This is a genomic window from Vreelandella sp. 2A-K22 (assembly GCF_054065485.1).
Genome location: NZ_JBSUGC010000011.1, coordinates 185,427 through 202,371, shown reverse-complemented (window position 1 = coordinate 202,371; position 16,945 = coordinate 185,427). Strand labels below are relative to the sequence as shown.

General features: G+C 51.9%; 18 protein-coding genes. 8 read left to right on the top strand and 10 right to left on the bottom strand.

Annotation, left to right across the window (positions count from 1 at the left end):
* Positions 1-257: 257 nt before the first annotated feature.
* From ACW17M_RS16240 to ACW17M_RS16230, 3 genes are all read left to right on the top strand, one after another.
* Positions 258-950 (top strand): glutathione S-transferase family protein, encoded by a 693-nt coding sequence (locus ACW17M_RS16240; RefSeq protein WP_039859469.1) that lies wholly within the window; start codon positions 258-260, stop codon positions 948-950.
* Positions 951-1,063: 113 nt separating this feature from the next.
* Positions 1,064-1,753, top strand: a complete 690-nt coding sequence (locus ACW17M_RS16235; protein WP_027958120.1) for a glutathione binding-like protein — start codon at positions 1,064-1,066, stop codon at positions 1,751-1,753.
* A gap of 180 nt (positions 1,754-1,933) precedes the next feature.
* Positions 1,934-2,290: a phasin family protein gene (locus tag ACW17M_RS16230; protein WP_027958119.1), complete on the top strand. Its 357-nt coding sequence runs from the start codon at positions 1,934-1,936 to the stop codon at positions 2,288-2,290.
* A gap of 78 nt (positions 2,291-2,368) precedes the next feature.
* Here the strand turns inward: ACW17M_RS16230 and ACW17M_RS16225 are convergent, their stop codons facing one another.
* On the bottom strand, positions 2,369-3,736 hold the full coding sequence (locus ACW17M_RS16225; protein ID WP_009287403.1) for a uracil-xanthine permease family protein: 1,368 nt from the start codon (positions 3,734-3,736) through the stop codon (positions 2,369-2,371).
* A 119-nt stretch (positions 3,737-3,855) separates the two neighbouring features.
* Positions 3,856-4,392 carry a 2-oxo-4-hydroxy-4-carboxy-5-ureidoimidazoline decarboxylase gene (gene uraD, locus ACW17M_RS16220; RefSeq protein WP_022522242.1) on the bottom strand — a complete coding sequence of 179 codons (537 nt, stop codon included), beginning with the start codon at positions 4,390-4,392 and terminating at the stop codon, positions 3,856-3,858.
* A gap of 163 nt (positions 4,393-4,555) precedes the next feature.
* Between uraD and uraH the strand changes: the two genes are divergently transcribed.
* Genes uraH through ACW17M_RS16205 form a run of 3 tightly spaced genes read left to right on the top strand, consistent with a single transcriptional unit; the run spans position 4,556 to position 6,877 of the window.
* Positions 4,556-4,909 (top strand): hydroxyisourate hydrolase, encoded by a 354-nt coding sequence (uraH, locus tag ACW17M_RS16215; protein ID WP_190374705.1) that lies wholly within the window; start codon positions 4,556-4,558, stop codon positions 4,907-4,909.
* A 15-nt stretch (positions 4,910-4,924) separates the two neighbouring features.
* On the top strand, positions 4,925-6,127 hold the full coding sequence (locus ACW17M_RS16210; protein ID WP_457547770.1) for a urate hydroxylase PuuD: 1,203 nt from the start codon (positions 4,925-4,927) through the stop codon (positions 6,125-6,127).
* Positions 6,128-6,142: 15 nt separating this feature from the next.
* Complete coding sequence (locus ACW17M_RS16205; RefSeq protein WP_022522245.1) at positions 6,143-6,877, top strand: GntR family transcriptional regulator; 735 nt, start codon at positions 6,143-6,145, stop codon at positions 6,875-6,877.
* 89 nt (positions 6,878-6,966) lie between these two features.
* Here ACW17M_RS16205 and ACW17M_RS16200 read toward each other — a convergent pair whose 3' ends face one another.
* From ACW17M_RS16200 to ACW17M_RS16165, 8 genes are all read right to left on the bottom strand, one after another.
* On the bottom strand, positions 6,967-7,263 hold the full coding sequence (locus ACW17M_RS16200; protein ID WP_457547769.1) for a type II toxin-antitoxin system RelE/ParE family toxin: 297 nt from the start codon (positions 7,261-7,263) through the stop codon (positions 6,967-6,969).
* Positions 7,263-7,517, bottom strand: a complete 255-nt coding sequence (locus ACW17M_RS16195) for a type II toxin-antitoxin system ParD family antitoxin (RefSeq protein WP_457547768.1) — start codon at positions 7,515-7,517, stop codon at positions 7,263-7,265. The genes ACW17M_RS16200 and ACW17M_RS16195 overlap by 1 nt, the downstream gene beginning before the upstream one ends.
* Positions 7,518-7,657: 140 nt before the next feature.
* Positions 7,658-7,927 (bottom strand): hypothetical protein, encoded by a 270-nt coding sequence (locus tag ACW17M_RS16190; RefSeq protein ID WP_457547767.1) that lies wholly within the window; start codon positions 7,925-7,927, stop codon positions 7,658-7,660.
* A gap of 401 nt (positions 7,928-8,328) precedes the next feature.
* Positions 8,329-8,955, bottom strand: coding sequence for a hypothetical protein (locus ACW17M_RS16185; RefSeq protein WP_457547766.1), 627 nt, complete (start codon positions 8,953-8,955; stop codon positions 8,329-8,331).
* Positions 8,956-9,038: 83 nt separating this feature from the next.
* Positions 9,039-10,496, bottom strand: coding sequence for a TIR domain-containing protein (locus tag ACW17M_RS16180; RefSeq protein ID WP_457547765.1), 1,458 nt, complete (start codon positions 10,494-10,496; stop codon positions 9,039-9,041).
* 492 nt (positions 10,497-10,988) lie between these two features.
* Positions 10,989-12,458 carry an NCS1 family nucleobase:cation symporter-1 gene (locus tag ACW17M_RS16175; protein WP_457547764.1) on the bottom strand — a complete coding sequence of 490 codons (1,470 nt, stop codon included), beginning with the start codon at positions 12,456-12,458 and terminating at the stop codon, positions 10,989-10,991.
* A 29-nt stretch (positions 12,459-12,487) separates the two neighbouring features.
* The gene (locus ACW17M_RS16170; protein ID WP_457547763.1) at positions 12,488-13,846 is read right to left on the bottom strand and encodes an NCS1 family transporter; all 1,359 of its coding nucleotides are present in this window, start codon (positions 13,844-13,846) and stop codon (positions 12,488-12,490) included.
* 154 nt (positions 13,847-14,000) lie between these two features.
* A complete protein-coding gene (locus ACW17M_RS16165; RefSeq protein WP_457547762.1) occupies positions 14,001-14,753 on the bottom strand; it encodes an aspartate/glutamate racemase family protein in 753 nt (250 codons plus the stop codon).
* A gap of 310 nt (positions 14,754-15,063) precedes the next feature.
* Here ACW17M_RS16165 and puuE point away from each other — a divergent pair, with 310 nt between their 5' ends.
* On the top strand, positions 15,064-15,999 hold the full coding sequence (gene puuE, locus ACW17M_RS16160) for an allantoinase PuuE (RefSeq protein WP_457547761.1): 936 nt from the start codon (positions 15,064-15,066) through the stop codon (positions 15,997-15,999).
* A gap of 22 nt (positions 16,000-16,021) precedes the next feature.
* Complete coding sequence (locus ACW17M_RS16155) at positions 16,022-16,897, top strand: MurR/RpiR family transcriptional regulator (protein WP_041158875.1); 876 nt, start codon at positions 16,022-16,024, stop codon at positions 16,895-16,897.
* The last annotated feature ends 48 nt before the right edge of the window (positions 16,898-16,945 follow it).

Sequence of the window (16,945 nt, the reverse complement as noted above, 5' to 3'; positions counted from 1 at the left end):
TCGGTCAGCGTCGCCATGGTTGGTCCTCCCCGGTATGCGTTCAGCGGTTGAGACGGAATCGGCGGTCAGAAAATGCTCGCTGGCGGTGATAGGGGAAGTGTCGGCGCTGGCTTCACGGAATCAGGTAATAGACAGTACAGTTGCCAGCGAAAGGATGAGTACAGAACTCGCTAGTTGCGTCGTAGTTGGCTTACGCTCATTGTTATCGGCTGAAATGCTGTGTACTCACTATGATCAACCACACGGAGGTTATGGCAGTGGCAATGACTCTTTATGATCTGTGCGGCCGGGACGAACGGCTCCGCTTCTCACCTTACTGCTGGCGCGTACGTATGGCACTCGCCCACAAAGGGCTGGAATTCACCTCCGTAGCGTGGCGATTCCTCGATAAGAAAGCGCTGGCGTTTGCCGACTACGACAAAGTGCCGGTGCTCTGCGACGGTGATCAGGTCGTTACCGACAGTTTCGAGATTATGCGCTATCTGGATAAGGCGTATCCCGAGGCACCCGTGTTGGGTGAGGGCGTCAGCTATCAGCGGGTATTACTGTTCAAATACTTTGTTGAGCGCAGCATAAACCCTGCGCTATTTCGTATTATCGCCATGGATTTATTTGCAGCCGTCCACCCAGACGACCGTAGCTATTTCCGCGAAACACGCGAAGCGCGGTTTGGTTGCACGCTGGAAGAGTTCCATCAGCCCGAGCAGGGTAAGCAGCAGCTCAAGCAGGCGCTGGCACCGGTACGTGACCTGCTGCGGGAGAGCGCCTTTTTAGACGGTGACGCACCCAGCGGCTCAGATTACCTGCTGTTTGGCAGCATGATGTGGGCTCACGTTGTATCGACACAGGCGGTAGTAGAGCCTGGCGACCCGGTGGATGAGTGGTTCAAGCGTATGCTCAACGTGCACAATGGGGCTGCCAGTAATGCCCTGACCGTACGCGATATATAACACCAACGGCGCGATATGGCTAACAGGGCGGTACGCTAAAGTACCGCTCGATAAATTTTGAAAGCTTGGTGGCTCATTGCGAGTGAATCAAGGTTTTCATCAAGGAGATGGCAATGATTGACCTGTATTATTGGACAACACCTAACGGCCATAAAATCTCCATCATGCTCGAAGAAGCCAATCTGGCGTACCGAGTGAAGCCGATTAACATTGGCCGAGGCGAGCAGTTTGATCCTGAATTTCTCACTATCGCCCCCAATAACCGAATTCCTGCCATTGTCGATCACTCCCCACAGGATGGCGGCCAGCCGCTATCGATGTTTGAGTCAGGCGCTATCCTCGAGTACCTGGCCGATAAGAGTGGCCTCTTCTTACCCTCTGCAGGCCGCGAGCGCTATATCGTATTGCAGTGGTTGCACTGGCAAATGGGTGGGCTAGGGCCCATGGCAGGCCAAAACCATCACTTTTGCCACTATGCGCCGCAAAAGATCGATTATGCCATTGAGCGCTACGTGCGCGAAACCAATCGGCTTTATAGCGTGCTAGACCAACGCCTAGCGCATCACACTTATGTCGGTGGCGATGACTACTCGATTGCTGACATGGCGATCTATCCCTGGATTGTTCCCTGGGAAAAACAGCGTCAAACCCTGGACGAGTTTCCCGACTTGGAGCGCTGGTTTGACATGATCAAAGCACGCCCGGCCGTACGTCGAGCTTATGCATTGGTCGAAGACGTCAATCCCCAAGCCGGCGTGGAAATGGATGAGCAGGCGCGTAAGCACTTGTTCGGTAACCGCTAGTAGCAGGCTGCTGTCAGCCGTTCTAACTATTTGTGAGTGAGCAGGCGCAGCATGAGGAAAAATCATGTTGCGCTGCACAAAAAGCACTGCTAGCTTTAAGGACAGCAGAGGCAAAAGCCTGGCTAAGAACCGCCTAATCAAGGCGTGTTTATGTGCTAGCTCACTCTTGGAGGTACTATTATGAACAAAGCGACTGAGAAAACCACGCAGCAGTTTGAGTCCGTTTTTGTTTCACCGATGCGTTCTTACACGCTGACAGCGCTCGATTACTATGATCAGCTGGTGAGTGCACAGTTAGATGCAGCCCGTGCCTACTCGGACATGGCGATTGCGCAAGCGCGCACTTGGCTTGATGTCAAAGACCCCGACAGCTTCAAAAAAGCCATGGAAACCCAGCAAAAAACGGCTGGCGAATTTATGGAACGAGTGAAGGGCGACACGGAAAAAGTAACTTCCATCGGCCAAAGCTTCGCTCAAGACAGCCAAAAAATGGCAGAAGAGACCACTAAGAAAGCGGTAGAGACCGCCAAGCAGTAATTTAACTGTACCACCGCTTTAAAACGCCGCGCCCCGAGGGTGCGGCGTTTTTATTTGCACCCGCTCATCAGTGCATGATTAACGGTTTTGATACTCCGCTTCGGCCTTGGCCAGTTTGGCACGCCTGTCAGGTTTGCCTGGTAAAATGGCGTCTAGTAATAAAGCGGCGAGGGCGGCAGGCACTAAGCCCGACTTAAGCAGCAGCCCTAGCTGCCCCGGCATGGTTTCTGAAATCGCCTCGACGGCTGGTAGACCGATACCCAGGCTTAGCGAAACGGCAATTATCAGCATGTTGCGCTGATCCAGCTCGCACTCTTTGATAATTTTAAGACCCGCCGATGCGATCATGCCGAACATGACGACGCCCGCACCGCCAAGAACTGCAGGCGGCATGGCGGCCACCAGCCCTCCCAACTTGGGAAATAGCCCCATGGCAATTAATAGCAACCCACCGATGGTAACCACATGGCGACTCACCACGCCGGTGAGGGTAATCAAACCAACATTTTGAGCGTAAGCGGTGTTGGGTAGAGTATTGAAAACCGCTGCCAATGAAGTGGCCACACCATCGGCCATCACGCCGCCGGAAAGCTCGCGATCCTTCGCCGGACGGCCAGCCCCTGTGGTCGTAATCGCAGAGATATTGCCGATCGTTTCTAACCCAACCACGAACATAATCAGCGTCATGCCAATGATTGCGGTGCCCGAAAACGTCATGCCGTATTCCAGCGGCTTGGGGAGTGCAAACCAGGCAGCGTTACTCAGTGACGTAAAATCAACTATTCCAAGGGCAATGGCCACTATGTAGCCAGCCAATAAGCCAAATAGAATAGAGGACGCTTTGATAAAGCCCCGCCCATATTGATGAACGGCAATCGTCACGCTGAGTACAAAGAGCGCCAGCAACAAGTTGCTGGGTGATGCAAAGTCATCCGCCCCCACACCGCCCGCGGCGTAATTGAGGCCGACCGGCATCAATGTAATCCCGATCAATAGCACCACAATGCCGGTGACTACTGGAGAGAACCAGTGGCGAATCTTCTTTAAAAACGCGCCGAGCACAATTTGCAGCAGCCCTGCTACAAAGGAAGCGCCCAGAACGGCGGGCAGGCCAAACGCTTTCGCCAGCGGTAGCGCCACCGGCAAGAAGCCAAAGCTAGTGCCCTGCACAATCGGCAGGCGTGCGCCTATCGGGCCGATGCCGATGGTTTGTACCAGCGTGGATACCCCCGCAACAAACAGTGCCACTTGAATTAAAAAGATCTGCTCCGCCGGATTAGCGCCGATCACGCCAGCAATAATAATCGGCGGTGTCACGTTGCCAGCGAACATGGCCATGATGTGCTGGAGGCCTAGCGGGATCGCTTTTGATAACGGCGGCATCGCATCGGGGTTTTGATTAATGGTACGCGAAGGCCGCGTTTTGGCATCGGGCGGTGTGGACATAGAGAGCCTTTATTCGCTGTGGGTGACATTGTTTTCTTCTTGCATCCATTAGCTAATAAAAGTGTATACAAGAAATAAATGCAATAGCCCGGTCAACGAATAGTCTTCAACGCTTCGTTTTATTGCTCGGCCCGCGCCCTTAACCGAAAGCGCGCAATGCGAATAATTTGCTCAATCGCCGTTTGGCGCTCGGTAGCCGCATCGTTGTTCAGGCGCTCCTCGAAGGCTGCTAATATGGCATGTCGATCCAGCCCTTTAACGGCAATCACAAACGGAAAGCCAAACTTCTCCTTGTACGCCACATTAAGGTATTCAAAGCGCGCAAACTCCTCAGGGCTGCACTGATCAAGCCCCGCACCTGCTTGTTCGCTGGTTGAGTCTTGGGTTAATTCACCTGCCATAGCGGCTTTGCCTGCCAGGTCAGGGTGCGCCTGAATTACCTTAATTTGATGTTCGTTGCTCGCCTGCTGCAACATAAGCCCCATCAGCTCGGCCAGTGCGTCGGGTGTATCATGGGCTTCAGTCAGGCCGTGCTGCCAGGCAGCTTCAGCCACCCAGGGGGAGTGCTCATAAACATCCCCATAGTGATGAGTCAGCATTTCAAGGCTGCACTTGCTAGGCGCGGGTGAAAGCAGTAACGGTTGCGGTGTGGGCACTGGAACTCTCCTAAGCGGTGTAGTTTTTTACAACATACGTGATTCAAAGCAAACGTGGATCTAAACGTGCAGGGTTGGAATTACTGTATACAATAAATATCAGTAACGGTACTCTTTGACCAATAGGTCAAGTAACGTCATCAATAATCAACAAGGAGCGGCTATGGGACGTTTAACCACCCACGTACTGGATACCGCCAAAGGTCAGCCCGGTCAGGGGATTACCATTGAGGTGTTTCGCCTTGCCGGCAGTGAGCGCCAGCATCTGAGTACCGTGATCACCAACAGTGACGGGCGTTGCGATGCGCCCATTTTAGAAGGTGATGCGCTCACGCCAGGCGAGTACGAACTGGTGTTCCATGCCGGTGACTACCTGCGTGCCCAAGGCGTTGAAGCGGCCGAGCCGCGCTTTCTAGATGTTATCCCGCTGCGCTTTGGCGTTGCGGATGCCAGCCAGCACTACCATGTGCCGCTACTTCTCTCGCCTTATGGCTACTCAACTTACCGCGGTAGCTGATAAGGGACTTCCGTTATGCAAGCGTATCTAATCGATTTTGTTAATTTGCTGCTGCGCTGGCTGCATGTGATTGCGGCCATCGCCTGGATCGGCGAGTCGATCTATTTTGTAATGCTGGATAATAGCCTGCGCACACCGAAAGCTGAGGAAGACCGCCAGAAGGGTGTGTTTGGCGAAATGTGGTCGGTGCATGGTGGTGGTTTTTACCACAACCAGAAGTACGCTACCGCACCTGCCAAGTTACCCAATGATCTGCACTGGTCATTCTGGAAAGCTTACACCACCTGGCTTTCCGGCTTTGCGCTGTTTGTGATTCTCTACATGGTCAATCCAGGCTTCTATCTGGTAAACCCCAATAGTCCCTGGGAGTGGGCAGCCAACATGACGGGCTGGCAGGCCAACGTGCTGGCGCTGGCATTTTTGCTGGGCGGCTGGGTCGTTTATAACGAGCTGTGTAAGCGCATTAGCCCCAATATGGATCGCGACGGCCTGCTCAGTGTCGCTGTTGCTGTAATGATGGTGGTCGTTGCCTACCTCAGCACGCAGATGTTCACCGGCCGTGCTGCCTTTCTGCTTACAGGTGCGGTGATGGCGACGGCAATGTCAGCCAACGTCTTCTTCTGGATTATTCCCGGCCAGCGCCGCATGGTAAAAGCCATGAAGGCAGGCGATGCCCCCAATCCTTTGGATGGCAAACGCGGCAAGCAGCGCTCGGTGCATAACACCTATTTCACGCTACCGGTCGTGTTGTTGATGGTGAGTAATCACTACTCCTTTATCTACTCCCACGAGCTTGCCTGGGTCGTGATGGTGCTGTTTATCTTTGCCGGTGCTTTAATCCGTCAATTCTTTGTATTGATGCATGCAGGCAAAACCCAGCCAGCGTATCCCGCCGTTGGGGTAGGGCTTATTCTGTTAGCGTTTTGGGTGGCCGCACCAAGTTCATCGTCGCCTAGTGGAAATGAAGGCGCGCAAGGGCCGGATCAGGCACAAATCACCGGTTTGATTGAGCAGCACTGTGTTCAGTGTCATGCTCGCAACCCTGAGCATGCTGGTTTTTCAGCACCGCCCGCGGGGATTGCTTTCGATAGCTGGGATGAAATTCTGGGCCAGAAAACGCAGATTCAGCAGGTCGTGACCAGCCGCTATATGCCGTTAGGCAATATGACCAACATGAGCGATGAAGAGCGCGCTATCATTGCCGCTTGGGAGGAATGATCAGAGAGGATAGCTATGAGTGATGCGCAGGCGCCGGAAAAACGGCGCGCTCCTGCTAAAGAAACGAAAAATAGCAAAGAGGGCGATGAGCGCCACGATGCCATCTATCGCTCTGTGAGCGATGCCATTGTCGAGCAGCGCTTAAAGCCCGGCGCACGGTTGCGCGAAGATGCGCTGGCGGAAGTCTTTGGCATTAGTCGCACCGGTATTCGTAAAATCCTGCAGCGCCTGGCGCTGGAGCAGTTAGTCACGCTAACACCGCGCCGTGGCGCCAGTGTTACCCGGCCCACCGCCGATGAAGCCAAAGACGTATTCGATGCCCGCCAGTTAATCGAGTGCGGATTAATGCCCGACGTAGCTCGGCGCATGGGCGAAAAAGAAGCAGCGGAGCTGCGCGACATGGCCCGCCAAGAGCGCCAAGCGCTGCGCAGCGGCCAACAGAGCGTGGCTATTCGCCTATCGGCCGACTTCCATGTGCGTTTAGCGCAGCTCTCAGGCAACGCCACCCTGGCAGAGTTTGTTGAACGTCTCTGTTCGCGTTCTTCACTGATACTCGCCGTCTACGGCCATCGCGGCCATTTAGGCTGTGAATCCCACGATCACGATGATCTGATCGGCTACCTGGAAACAGGTAACGGCGAGCGGGCAAAAGCCTTTATGAGCCGCCACCTAAAAGCCATCGAAGCCTCGCTCTCCATGGTTGAAGAGGAAGAGAACGTGCCGGATTTGCAGCAGATATTTGGGGGTTGAGTGTGGCGGCTTTAAGCTGCAGCTTGTTGGGCGGCAACGGAACGGGGCTTGATGGAGACCTTGAAGCTGCGCCGAAAATATAGCTCCCCCTACTCCAGAAGCCTTTCCGGTGCATCCATGTCCTCGTGAAGCACACGAACAACGAGCACTTCCAAGTCATGCAGTTGATAAAAAACAGCGTGGTGCTCGACCTGTAATCTGCGATAACCAGAAAAAACATGGTCGTAGTTCGCGCCAAGTGATGGATGATCAATCAGCCGTTTCATGCCGGTCTCAAGCCGATCCAGGTAATTATCCGCCTGATCAACGCCCCATTCCTCACAGGTATACACCCAAATTCCAATGAGATCAGATTCCGCCTTTGGCGTGACATTCAATTCAAGCACTAATCAACCGCCTTGATCCGCTTACGGCCAGCCGCCTTGATAGCCGATATATCCAGGGGTTTCGGGTTCCCGCTTGACTCACCCTCAGCGAGGGCTTGCCTTAGCATGGCAAGACGTTGCTTGGCCTGCTGATCCCTTCGGATGAGATCGCGAATGTATTCACTATCGTTGCCAAAGTGGCCGCTTTCAATCTGGGCTTTCACCCAGCCGTTTTGCTGTTCAGTCAGCGTGATGGTTTTCCGGTGCATGCTCATGGCTGATGCTCCAAACATGGGAGAGGTGTGACATTATCATACTCCTCCCGCCACTGAATCAATGATGCTCTTACGCCCGCATTTGCGGCTGGTTTGGAGCGCAGCGAAAAACCAGTTCGGTAACATGCGCTTTTTAGAAACTAGATTTTCAACCATTTTTTTGCACTTTTAAACCAGTTAGGCTCTGGGTCTAACTCGGCTAAAATATCTATTTCTTCTAGAACGCCCTTTTCTGGTGATACTTTCCATATTTTTTGCTTGATAAAGCCAGGTTGATTCCAAAAATCATCTAGGTAATTTATACTAGGTTCAAGAATCACATAAAAACGATCATCTCTAAGTTTGCTGCCTTTTGCGTAAAACATTTCATGGAAGGTTACAAGAAGATATGGCACGTAATTTAGTGCCAAGCCTTTATAGTCCCAAATTCCCTTTTCAGTTGCTTTCGCAAAAAGCTCTTTGAATCCTGGATATTTTAAACCGTCAACTATTGCACTGCAGCAACCGTAAATTAAATATGCATTATCTCTTACCTCTTGACGCAGAGCTTTCCCTGCCTCTTTATCAATCTGGGTCGCCGGAAGATCTTCATATCTCTTCCTGTTTTTCTTTATGGTTGGACAAGGTAAGCCTTTGCCATGCCAGAAATGGATAGAGGTTTCGATAGAGGTTTCAGCTCGAAGTTCTATCTCAGAATTACATACCTCACATAGTCCTACTTTTTTCTACGCTCATGGAACCAATCCGCTTCTTGTATTACTCCGTTTTCAGGATCTATTGCTCGAAATGACATTGAGCCTCCGTATGGTTTCTAACGTTTGAGCTCAGACCGCGGCCCGTCAGGGCCGTCGCGCCGGTTATGCGCACCCACCCACTTACCTTCCCACTCATTTGATGTGATCTTAGCCCACGCAACATATCTAGGTACCGCCTGGAATGGCAGAATCAGTGGGCGATTAATAATGATTCCAGATACTCGATTTGAGAGTTCTTTAAAGCGATGGTATTCCTGTACGCTGGATGACCGCCACATGAGCTTCTCTCCATTACGAATGGCTTGTCGCAAGCACTGAAATCCCTGCCTAAAGCAAGCCAGGTCTTCCACCATTTCTTCTGTTAGTTTTCTATGTGCGGCCACCCGACTAAGGATTGACTCCATGCCGCCTTCGGCGATCGCTGCCTTCTCAAATATCTCATTTTCTCTTGCCGCGTCCTTGACGCCACTCTCTACGTGTCGATTCCAAATCTTCCACACTGAAAAGAATGACCCATAGTGCGCGTGAAATTCCCGAGCGGTTTCTAGATCAATTTCTCTTGCCTTCTGGCGAAGATTCCAAAGCACAGCAAGAGCGCTTCCGGCCGTTACCACAATTACACCTACAACTGAGGCCACTATTAGGTCTGGCGCAGCAGCATCAATCCATTGTTGCCAACTCATATCGGGAAGCTCCACATTTTCCGGGGCGTATAACGCCTTGAATAAGCCGTCAATTCGAAGCGGTAGCGGAAAATTGGTCGGCTTCATTCACTGGTTAGGCTGTCTGACTTCTCTTGATATTTCCGGCGAAGGGCAATACGCCCTTCATTACAAAAGTCCAAAAACTTTCTTTGTTCCTCATTTCTACTTTTTATTGCGCCAGAAAGCCTATCATGTGCATACTCAGACTTAGGCTCGACTTCAAGCCCTTTATTAAGCCATTCTTCCGCCTCGGAATAGAAACCTTTATTCTTAAACATATTTCCTATGTTATGAAGTATCCAAGCTTCCTTTCCTTGAGAAAGGTCTAGAGCTTTTTTGCAAGAAGACATTGCCTTTTCATGAAGATCGAGCTGCAGGCAAGTGTTGCTCAAATACCCCCAGTACGCGACCTCGTCCGGATACTCTGTTACCAGTTTTTTGAGCAAATACAGTGCCTCTTTATTGCGCCCCTCATCTTGAAGAAGTCTTGCATATTTATATAATACGGATTTATTGTTAGGATACTTTAAGTACGAAGAGCTAATGGATCCTATAGCACCCTCTAAATCTCCTTTTTCTTCATGCAGTTCTGAAAGTGAAATTGCAACTTCAGGAACATTGTTAAATCCATATTTCCCTAATTCCCTGATAGCGGAATCGATATCACCATCGGTTTTTAAGCACTCTGATTTAATAATTATAAATTCGTTGTTTTGCGGATATTTCTCCAGTGAGCTATTTATTATTTCTAACGAATAATTAGTATAGGTCTCCCAAAGAAACATTCGTGCAACAAGTGCCAGTATTTTTGGCTCGCCTTCATTTGCCTTGGCGATCTCTAATAGAGGTCCCAATCCTGAAACTTCATCCTCTTTAAAATTCACATACGCTAGCCAAGCGTTAGCTTCTAAAAGATCCGTTCCTGATTTTTCTTTTATTTCTTCTTTAATCTTATCTCTCGCTAATGAGAATTTATTGTCAACAAGATCAAATATCCAATCACTATTTTTACTCTTTCTGTCTTCCTCAGCCTCATCTGCTTCATTTTCTTTATCTTGAGATGTTAATAGAGGAAGCTTTTTGATTGTTTGTCGTATTTGATTACATGCTGGCCCACAAGCAGCCTGTAGACTCCCATCTTTCCGGCTTGGATCGTATTTTCCAGGAGTAACCCCTAACAAATCGGTGGGCAGGCGGAAGTCAGACCCAGCTGGAGTGATGAAGAAAACTCTATCTCGGCCTAGATGACCTATAAACAATCCAAACTCGAATATTACGTTGTCACGAATTGTATTGTTTTCTTTGCCCCGGATCGTAGTGATGTCATCAGGCGTAAAAACAAAGATCCCAAAATCTGAGTTATCAACCACGTCTGAAAGTGATTCAATTGTGGTTTGAGAAAGCTCAAATATCCCTTGGTCCCACACTGTCGATTCAGCATCATATGTTAAGTTTTGCTGAATGGCGTATGCGACGCTTAAACCTTCCACTGATGAACCTATGAATATTCGAGGCTTCATATTTATCCTTATAAATTACGTGCGTTTTTATGATTGCCTAACAGTTTATTCATACGCATGCGCATTTTCCAGGGAAGCCAAAAACCACCAATAAGCAACAAGTGTCTGATATAAAATAAAAACACTCACTTTATCCTGATAAAGGCCGCCAGAAAATTGCGCATGCTTATAAACATTCCAGGTCGCTCTTTTAACTTGCGCATAAACATAGATAACCTTTTTATAACATGTTGTTTTTGAATGATTTTAATCAAATGCCTTTTCTGAAAAATAAGCACATGACCCTTGAGCCTACCAGAAAAGCGCGCATTACAGCTCGAAAATATCTCATTTCGCTGAGTTTTGACACCGCAAAATACTTTGATTGGTAGAGCCATGGGAGGATGTCGGCAGGTTCCAAATCGGCCGCGCCAGCCTGCGCCACAAAAAAAGCGCCATCGGTAAAAAACGATGGCGCTTGTACTAGCTTCTAGTTAGTTACGACCCTTTTGTCTACTGTTGAGCCAACGCAGGCGCAGCCTTAAACTGCCGCATCAACCCGTAGTAGAACAACCCACCTAAGCCTGCACCAATCAGCCAGCCGTAACCACCTAGGCTCGATAGCGCGGGTACCAACACGGTAGAAAGCGAGAACAGCGCTGCAACGCCAAAGGCGATAAGAGCACGGGTGTTCCAGCCGTTCATATAGTAGTAGGCGCTGCCGGGCGCTGATGAGAACAGCTCCTGCATGTTCAGGTGCTGACGCTTAATCAGGTAGTAGTCGACCACGATAATGCCGTAGAAGGGCGCGACGGTGGCGCCTAGTGCATTCACAAAGCCGGGAACGCCAATCTGACTGATGACTGAGAGCCATAGCGCGCCGACAAAGAATGCGATTGCCGCGGTAATCAGGCCGCCCATCTTGAAGCTGATTTTGCTGGGGAATAGGTTGGCCAGGTCGTAGGCGGGCGGAATGAAGTTGGCGACCAGGTTGATACCTACCGTGGCGGCAAAGAAGGTCAGTGCGGCGACAATAGTGAGCGGCAATGAATCTACCCGCTCAACGATATCGGCAGGATTAGTCAGCGCCTCGCCAAACAGCACCAGAGTACCAGCGGTAATAATCAGCGCGATAAACGAGAAGAATGCCACGTTCAGCGGTAAGCCCAACAGGTTGCCGAGCTTCATCTGGCGTTCGGTTTTTACAAATCGAGTGAAGTCGCCGAAGTTGATTACCACCGCTGCAAAGTACGCCACCATGGTGCCCACAATCGCCATAAAGGCCGCGATCGAACTACCGCTGGTTTCACTGCCACCGCTAAAAATAGTACCAATGGCAGGGATCAACTCACTTCCCGCCTGATACCAAACAATAATCATCAGCACCAACATCACCACGTAGACCAACGGGCCCGCCCAGTTGAGGAAGTGCTTAATGCGCTCAATGCCCTGCCAGAAAATCGCGATCTGGAATAGCCACACAATCACAAACGACACCCAGGCCACGCCGGAAAGCCCCAGGAAGGTGCTGCCATTGCCCGCGCCAAAAAATGCCGTAATCAGCAGGGTGACGGCGGTGGAGGCGAAGTAGGTCTGCACGCCGTACCAAAAAATCCCCACGATGGCGCGCAGCATCGCGGGTAGGTTCGCGCCACGTACGCCCATGCTGGCGCGCACCATCACTGGGAAAGGAATACCGTATTTAACGCTGGGCTTACCAGTGAGGTTGACCAAAAACATTACGATCACGCCCGCCAGAATAATCGCCGCCATCACCGCCCAGCCGTTCAGGCCGTAGGTTAAAAACAGCGAGGCCGCCAGGGTGTAACCAAACAGGCTCTGGATATCGTTAGACCAAACGTTAAATATCTCAAAGGCGCCCCAGTTACGATCCTGGGGTTTAAGCGGCGCGAGATCCTCGTTATAGAGCGTGGGATCAATGTGCTTAATATCCAGGTCACTAACGTCGTTGCTCTCTTTCATCTTATTAGCTCTTCGGTTGGCAAAGGGAGTTACTGGCTAAAGCGCTGGCAGGGAGCCCAGTACTTCATAAGCAGGTAGTAGGTAACACCTGCGGGTATCAGGCTGGCGTACCACGAGATCGCCGAGAAAGAGAGCGCCGCCACAATGCCCACCGCCGTGGCGACGAAAGCGGCTAAGTTCACGCCTTGGTAGGGGCCGGTGGCGTCATACAGCTTATTGATATCCAGCGTGCGGCGGCGAATCACATAATAATCGATCACCAGAATGGCGAAGATGGGGCCCAAAAAGGCGGAATAAGTTTGCACAAATAGCTGGAGGCCTGCCGCAGAACCCGGCTGAACCAGTTTCCAGGGGAAGGTGGCAAAGGCCAGCAAGCCAACGATCACCGTGGCGACCGAGAACTTGATCTTAAAGATGTCCATCAATACATAGGTCGGCGGTACCACGTTGTTGAGTACGTTGGTGGTGACCTGGGCGAAGGCGATGAACAGAAGGGTAGTCATCAGCAGCGGGGTGTTGTCGACGGCATTGGCGAACACCTGGATAGGATCGGCGGTGCCAGTAGCTTGCGAGACCATATAGCCGATCAAGCCCATAAACAGGGTGCAGGGTAGAATCGACATGGCGTAGATAGTGGTCAACAGGCTTTGAGCGGTGCCCTTTTTGTGCTCGCGGGAGTAGTCGCTGACGTTGAGCATCATGGTGCTGTAGATGCCCAGGAAGAGCATGGTCGCGCCCCAGAACGGCATGCCCCAGGAGCCTTCCATGGTCAGCAGGCTGGCGGAAAGCTCATCGCCATAGCGCTGCACCGTGGCGTAAAACATATAGACCAGCGAGGCGAGGATAAAGGCGCTGCCGATATTCTCTAACCACTTGATGCCCTGGAAACCCATTACCGACAGGCCAATTTGTAGGAACTGGAAGGAAATAAAGTAGAAGATAAGGTTGTCGAAACCGAACAGTGTCGCCGACACCATATTGAGTGCCCCAGCACCAATCCAGCTTTGAAAGCCGTACCACACTACCGCTGGCACTGCGCGTACCAAGCCCGGTAAGCGCGTGCCGGTAAAGCCGAACGCGCTGCGCGCTTGCACCATAAACGGAATGCCGTACTTGTAGCCCGCGGCCCCGTTGATGGCCAAGGCAATCCCGATTACAAAGCAGCCGATGGCAATGGCCAGCGTAGCTTGTAACAGGTTCAGGGTGCCGACTACGCTTGAGCCCATGGCAAAGGTGCCAATGGAAACGCAGCCGCCGAACCACGCCAGAAAATAGGAGCCGCGCCCCATTATCCGGGTGTGTTGTGGGGCCAGGCTTTCTGCCCCGAGTGCTTTTGATCCAGCATCGGATCGTTCTTCTGACGCAAGAGCCGAGGTTGAAGCGCTCATGTTGTCGTCCTCGCAAGATTGTCGGTTTTTATTAATCCCCGATTAGGTATCGGGAAACGCTTGCGGCGTGGCGTGCTAATGGACGTACTTTTTAAAACTCTATTTAAGCTATTGTTATTAGGTGTTGTTGAGTCACTATTATTTTTTGGAACTGTTATTTAAGCGGTAGCGCAAGATCCGAGAGCTCAGAAAACTTACCGGTAAAGGTCTTTGGCCGTGGGTAGGCAAGGTCTCCATATTTACTGGTATGCAGCCCCAAACTCACCAGTGATTCCGCCAGTTTCAGCGCGGCGGTAACACCTTCTACGACTGGCAGGCCCACTTCGCGGCTGATCTGCTGGGTCAAATTAGCCATGCCACCACAGCCTAAAACGATGGCGCCAATGCCGTCTTCATCCCGGGCGCGGCAGCACTCTTCAAAAATGCGGGTAAACGCCACTTCAGGGTGGTGCTCAAGATCCAACACCGGAATTTCCGCAGCGCGAATGCGGCGGCAGTGGTGGCTAAAGCCGTACTGCTGTAGCAAGTGCTCGGCGATAATGCCGGTGCGGCCCAGGGTGGTAACAATGGAAAAGCGCGTGCTCACCAGCGTGGCAAGATGAAAGGCCGCTTCAGCGATACCAATCACCGGCGCACGGGTTAGCTCCCGCGCTGCGAGCAGGCCTGGGTCACCAAAACAGGCCACCACATAGGCATCGATGCCGCCTTCGCGTTCGCCTTTTAGAACTTCTTCGGCCACTCCTACCGCACTGATCACTTCGTCGAAATGGCTCTCGATAGAAACCGGGCCAGCGTCCGGCTGTGAAGCGCTCACCTTGGTGCCAGTGCCCGCCTGCTGCTGCGCTGCCTGATGAATAGCAGCGGTCATGGAGGACGTTGTGTTGGGGTTAATAATGCGTATATGCACGATAGCTATTCCGTGTGTAAACAATATGGCATTTCTTGTATACAAAAATAGGGCGGTTTTCTACGTGGCGCAAGGGACTAATGAGCAATCGGCAATAAAAAAGCAGCTGATAAAACTTGACCATTTGTTCAGGATTCAATGGCTTAACGCCTTTTAAACTAAGAAACGCTATTAGCGTCAGGGGATTAGCGGTCGACCGCGTTGCGGTTGGTTATGAATGTCGCTATTTTGTATACAAATAATTTTCTGTATTGCTGGGCGGCTATTTGCCAATGATCTGCCCGGGTTTGTATGAATCAAGGAGCTAGCTATGTCGTCGTCACCTAAGGGCCACTATCCCCGCGATTTGATCGGTTATGGACGCAACCCGCCCCACGCCAACTGGCCAAACAAGGCCAAAATTGCCGTTCAGTTTGTGCTCAACTACGAGGAGGGCGGCGAAAACTGCGTGTTGCACGGCGACTCAGGCTCCGAGCAGTTCCTATCGGAAATTATCGGCGCACCGGCTTATCCGGATCGCCACTTGAGCATGGAGTCGATCTACGAGTACGGCTCTCGCGCCGGGGTATGGCGCATTCTGCGTGAATTTGAGAAGCGTGATTTGCCGCTCACGGTGTTTGGCGTTGCCATGGCGCTGGAGCGTAACCCGGATGTCGCCCTGGCATTTAAAGAGCTGGGCCACGAGATTGCTTGCCATGGCTATCGCTGGATTCACTATCAGGAAGTGCCCGAGCACGTTGAGCGCGAGCATCTACAGCAGGCCATGGAGATTTTTCAACGCCTCTATGGCGAAAAACCCCAAGGCTGGTACACCGGTCGCGATAGTCCCAATACCCGGCGCTTAGTGCTAGACGAAGGTGGTTTCCTTTACGATAGCGACTACTACGGCGACGACTTGCCTTTCTGGACGCAGGAGACCGATAGTCAGGGCGGTGACCACAACCACCTGATCGTGCCCTACACGCTGGACAGCAACGATATGCGTTTTGCCGCGCCGCAAGGTTTCAATACGGCGGATCACTTCTTTACCTACCTGCGCGATGCCTTTGATGTACTTTACGCAGAAGGGGAGGAGGCACCCAAAATGCTCTCGGTGGGCATGCATTGCCGTTTATTGGGTCGCCCTGGGCGTTTTCGCGCTCTGCAGCGCTTTTTGGATTACATCGAAACCCACGACCGCGTGTGGGTTGCCCGGCGGGTCGATATTGCCCGTCACTGGGCAGAGCACCACCCGGCAACTCGTTAATTAAGCAGTTTAATAGGATGCTATGACGCCGCATATCGGACAGCGAATTACCGCCCAGTTTGACGCGCTAACTGCCCAGGAGCAGCGGGTGGCGAGCTTTATTCTCGATCACTTTGATGATCTGGCGGTGTATAGCGCCGCTGATTTGGCGCGTTTGACCGGGGTATCCAAATCGACGGTTAGCCGCCTATTCAAGCGGCTGGGGTTCGAGAGCTACCGCACCGTTAAAGACCACGCCCGCCAGCTACGTAACCTGGGTGTGCCTTTGGTGATCGACGCCAACGCCATGCAGGAAGAGGCCGGGGCGCCGTTTCAGCGCCATCTGCAGCGGGAGCAGGATAATCTGCAGCGCTGCTTAAATGGCATTGCGGCGGATCAATTTGCGGCACTGGTAGAGCGGTTGGATAGCGCGCGTCATGTGGTCGTGATCGGTTTTCGTAACAGCTACCCGCTAGCGCTGCATTTTCGCCAGCAGTTGATTCAGGCGCGCACCCAGGTGCGAGTGGTTCCTCATCCAAATCAGTCGTTAGCGGAAGAGATCGTCGATCTCACCGAGCAGGACGTGGTGGTGCTGTTTGGTTTTCGCCGCCGCCCAGCGGCATTTGCTTCGCTAATTAATGCACTTGAGCGCTCACCGGCCAAGGTAGCCTTGCTGGCTGACCCCACCGCGGTCAATTTCGCCTCACAAGTAACGTGGTTTTTTGAAACGCCGCTGGAAAGCCTCTCCGCCTTCGATAGCTACGCCGCCACCAATAGCCTGATCTGCCTGATTGCCAACGGCGTACTGCACCGTCGCCTTGCAGAAGGTCGAGAGCGCATCAGCGCGATCAGCGATGTTTACGCCGAGCTTAGTGAGTTGGAGGCGCCTACGATGAGCGTGGATTGGAGCGCTCAATAGGCTGGGCCACCTTTAATGGTGCATCTCGTCCTATTAAAGGATGAAAAC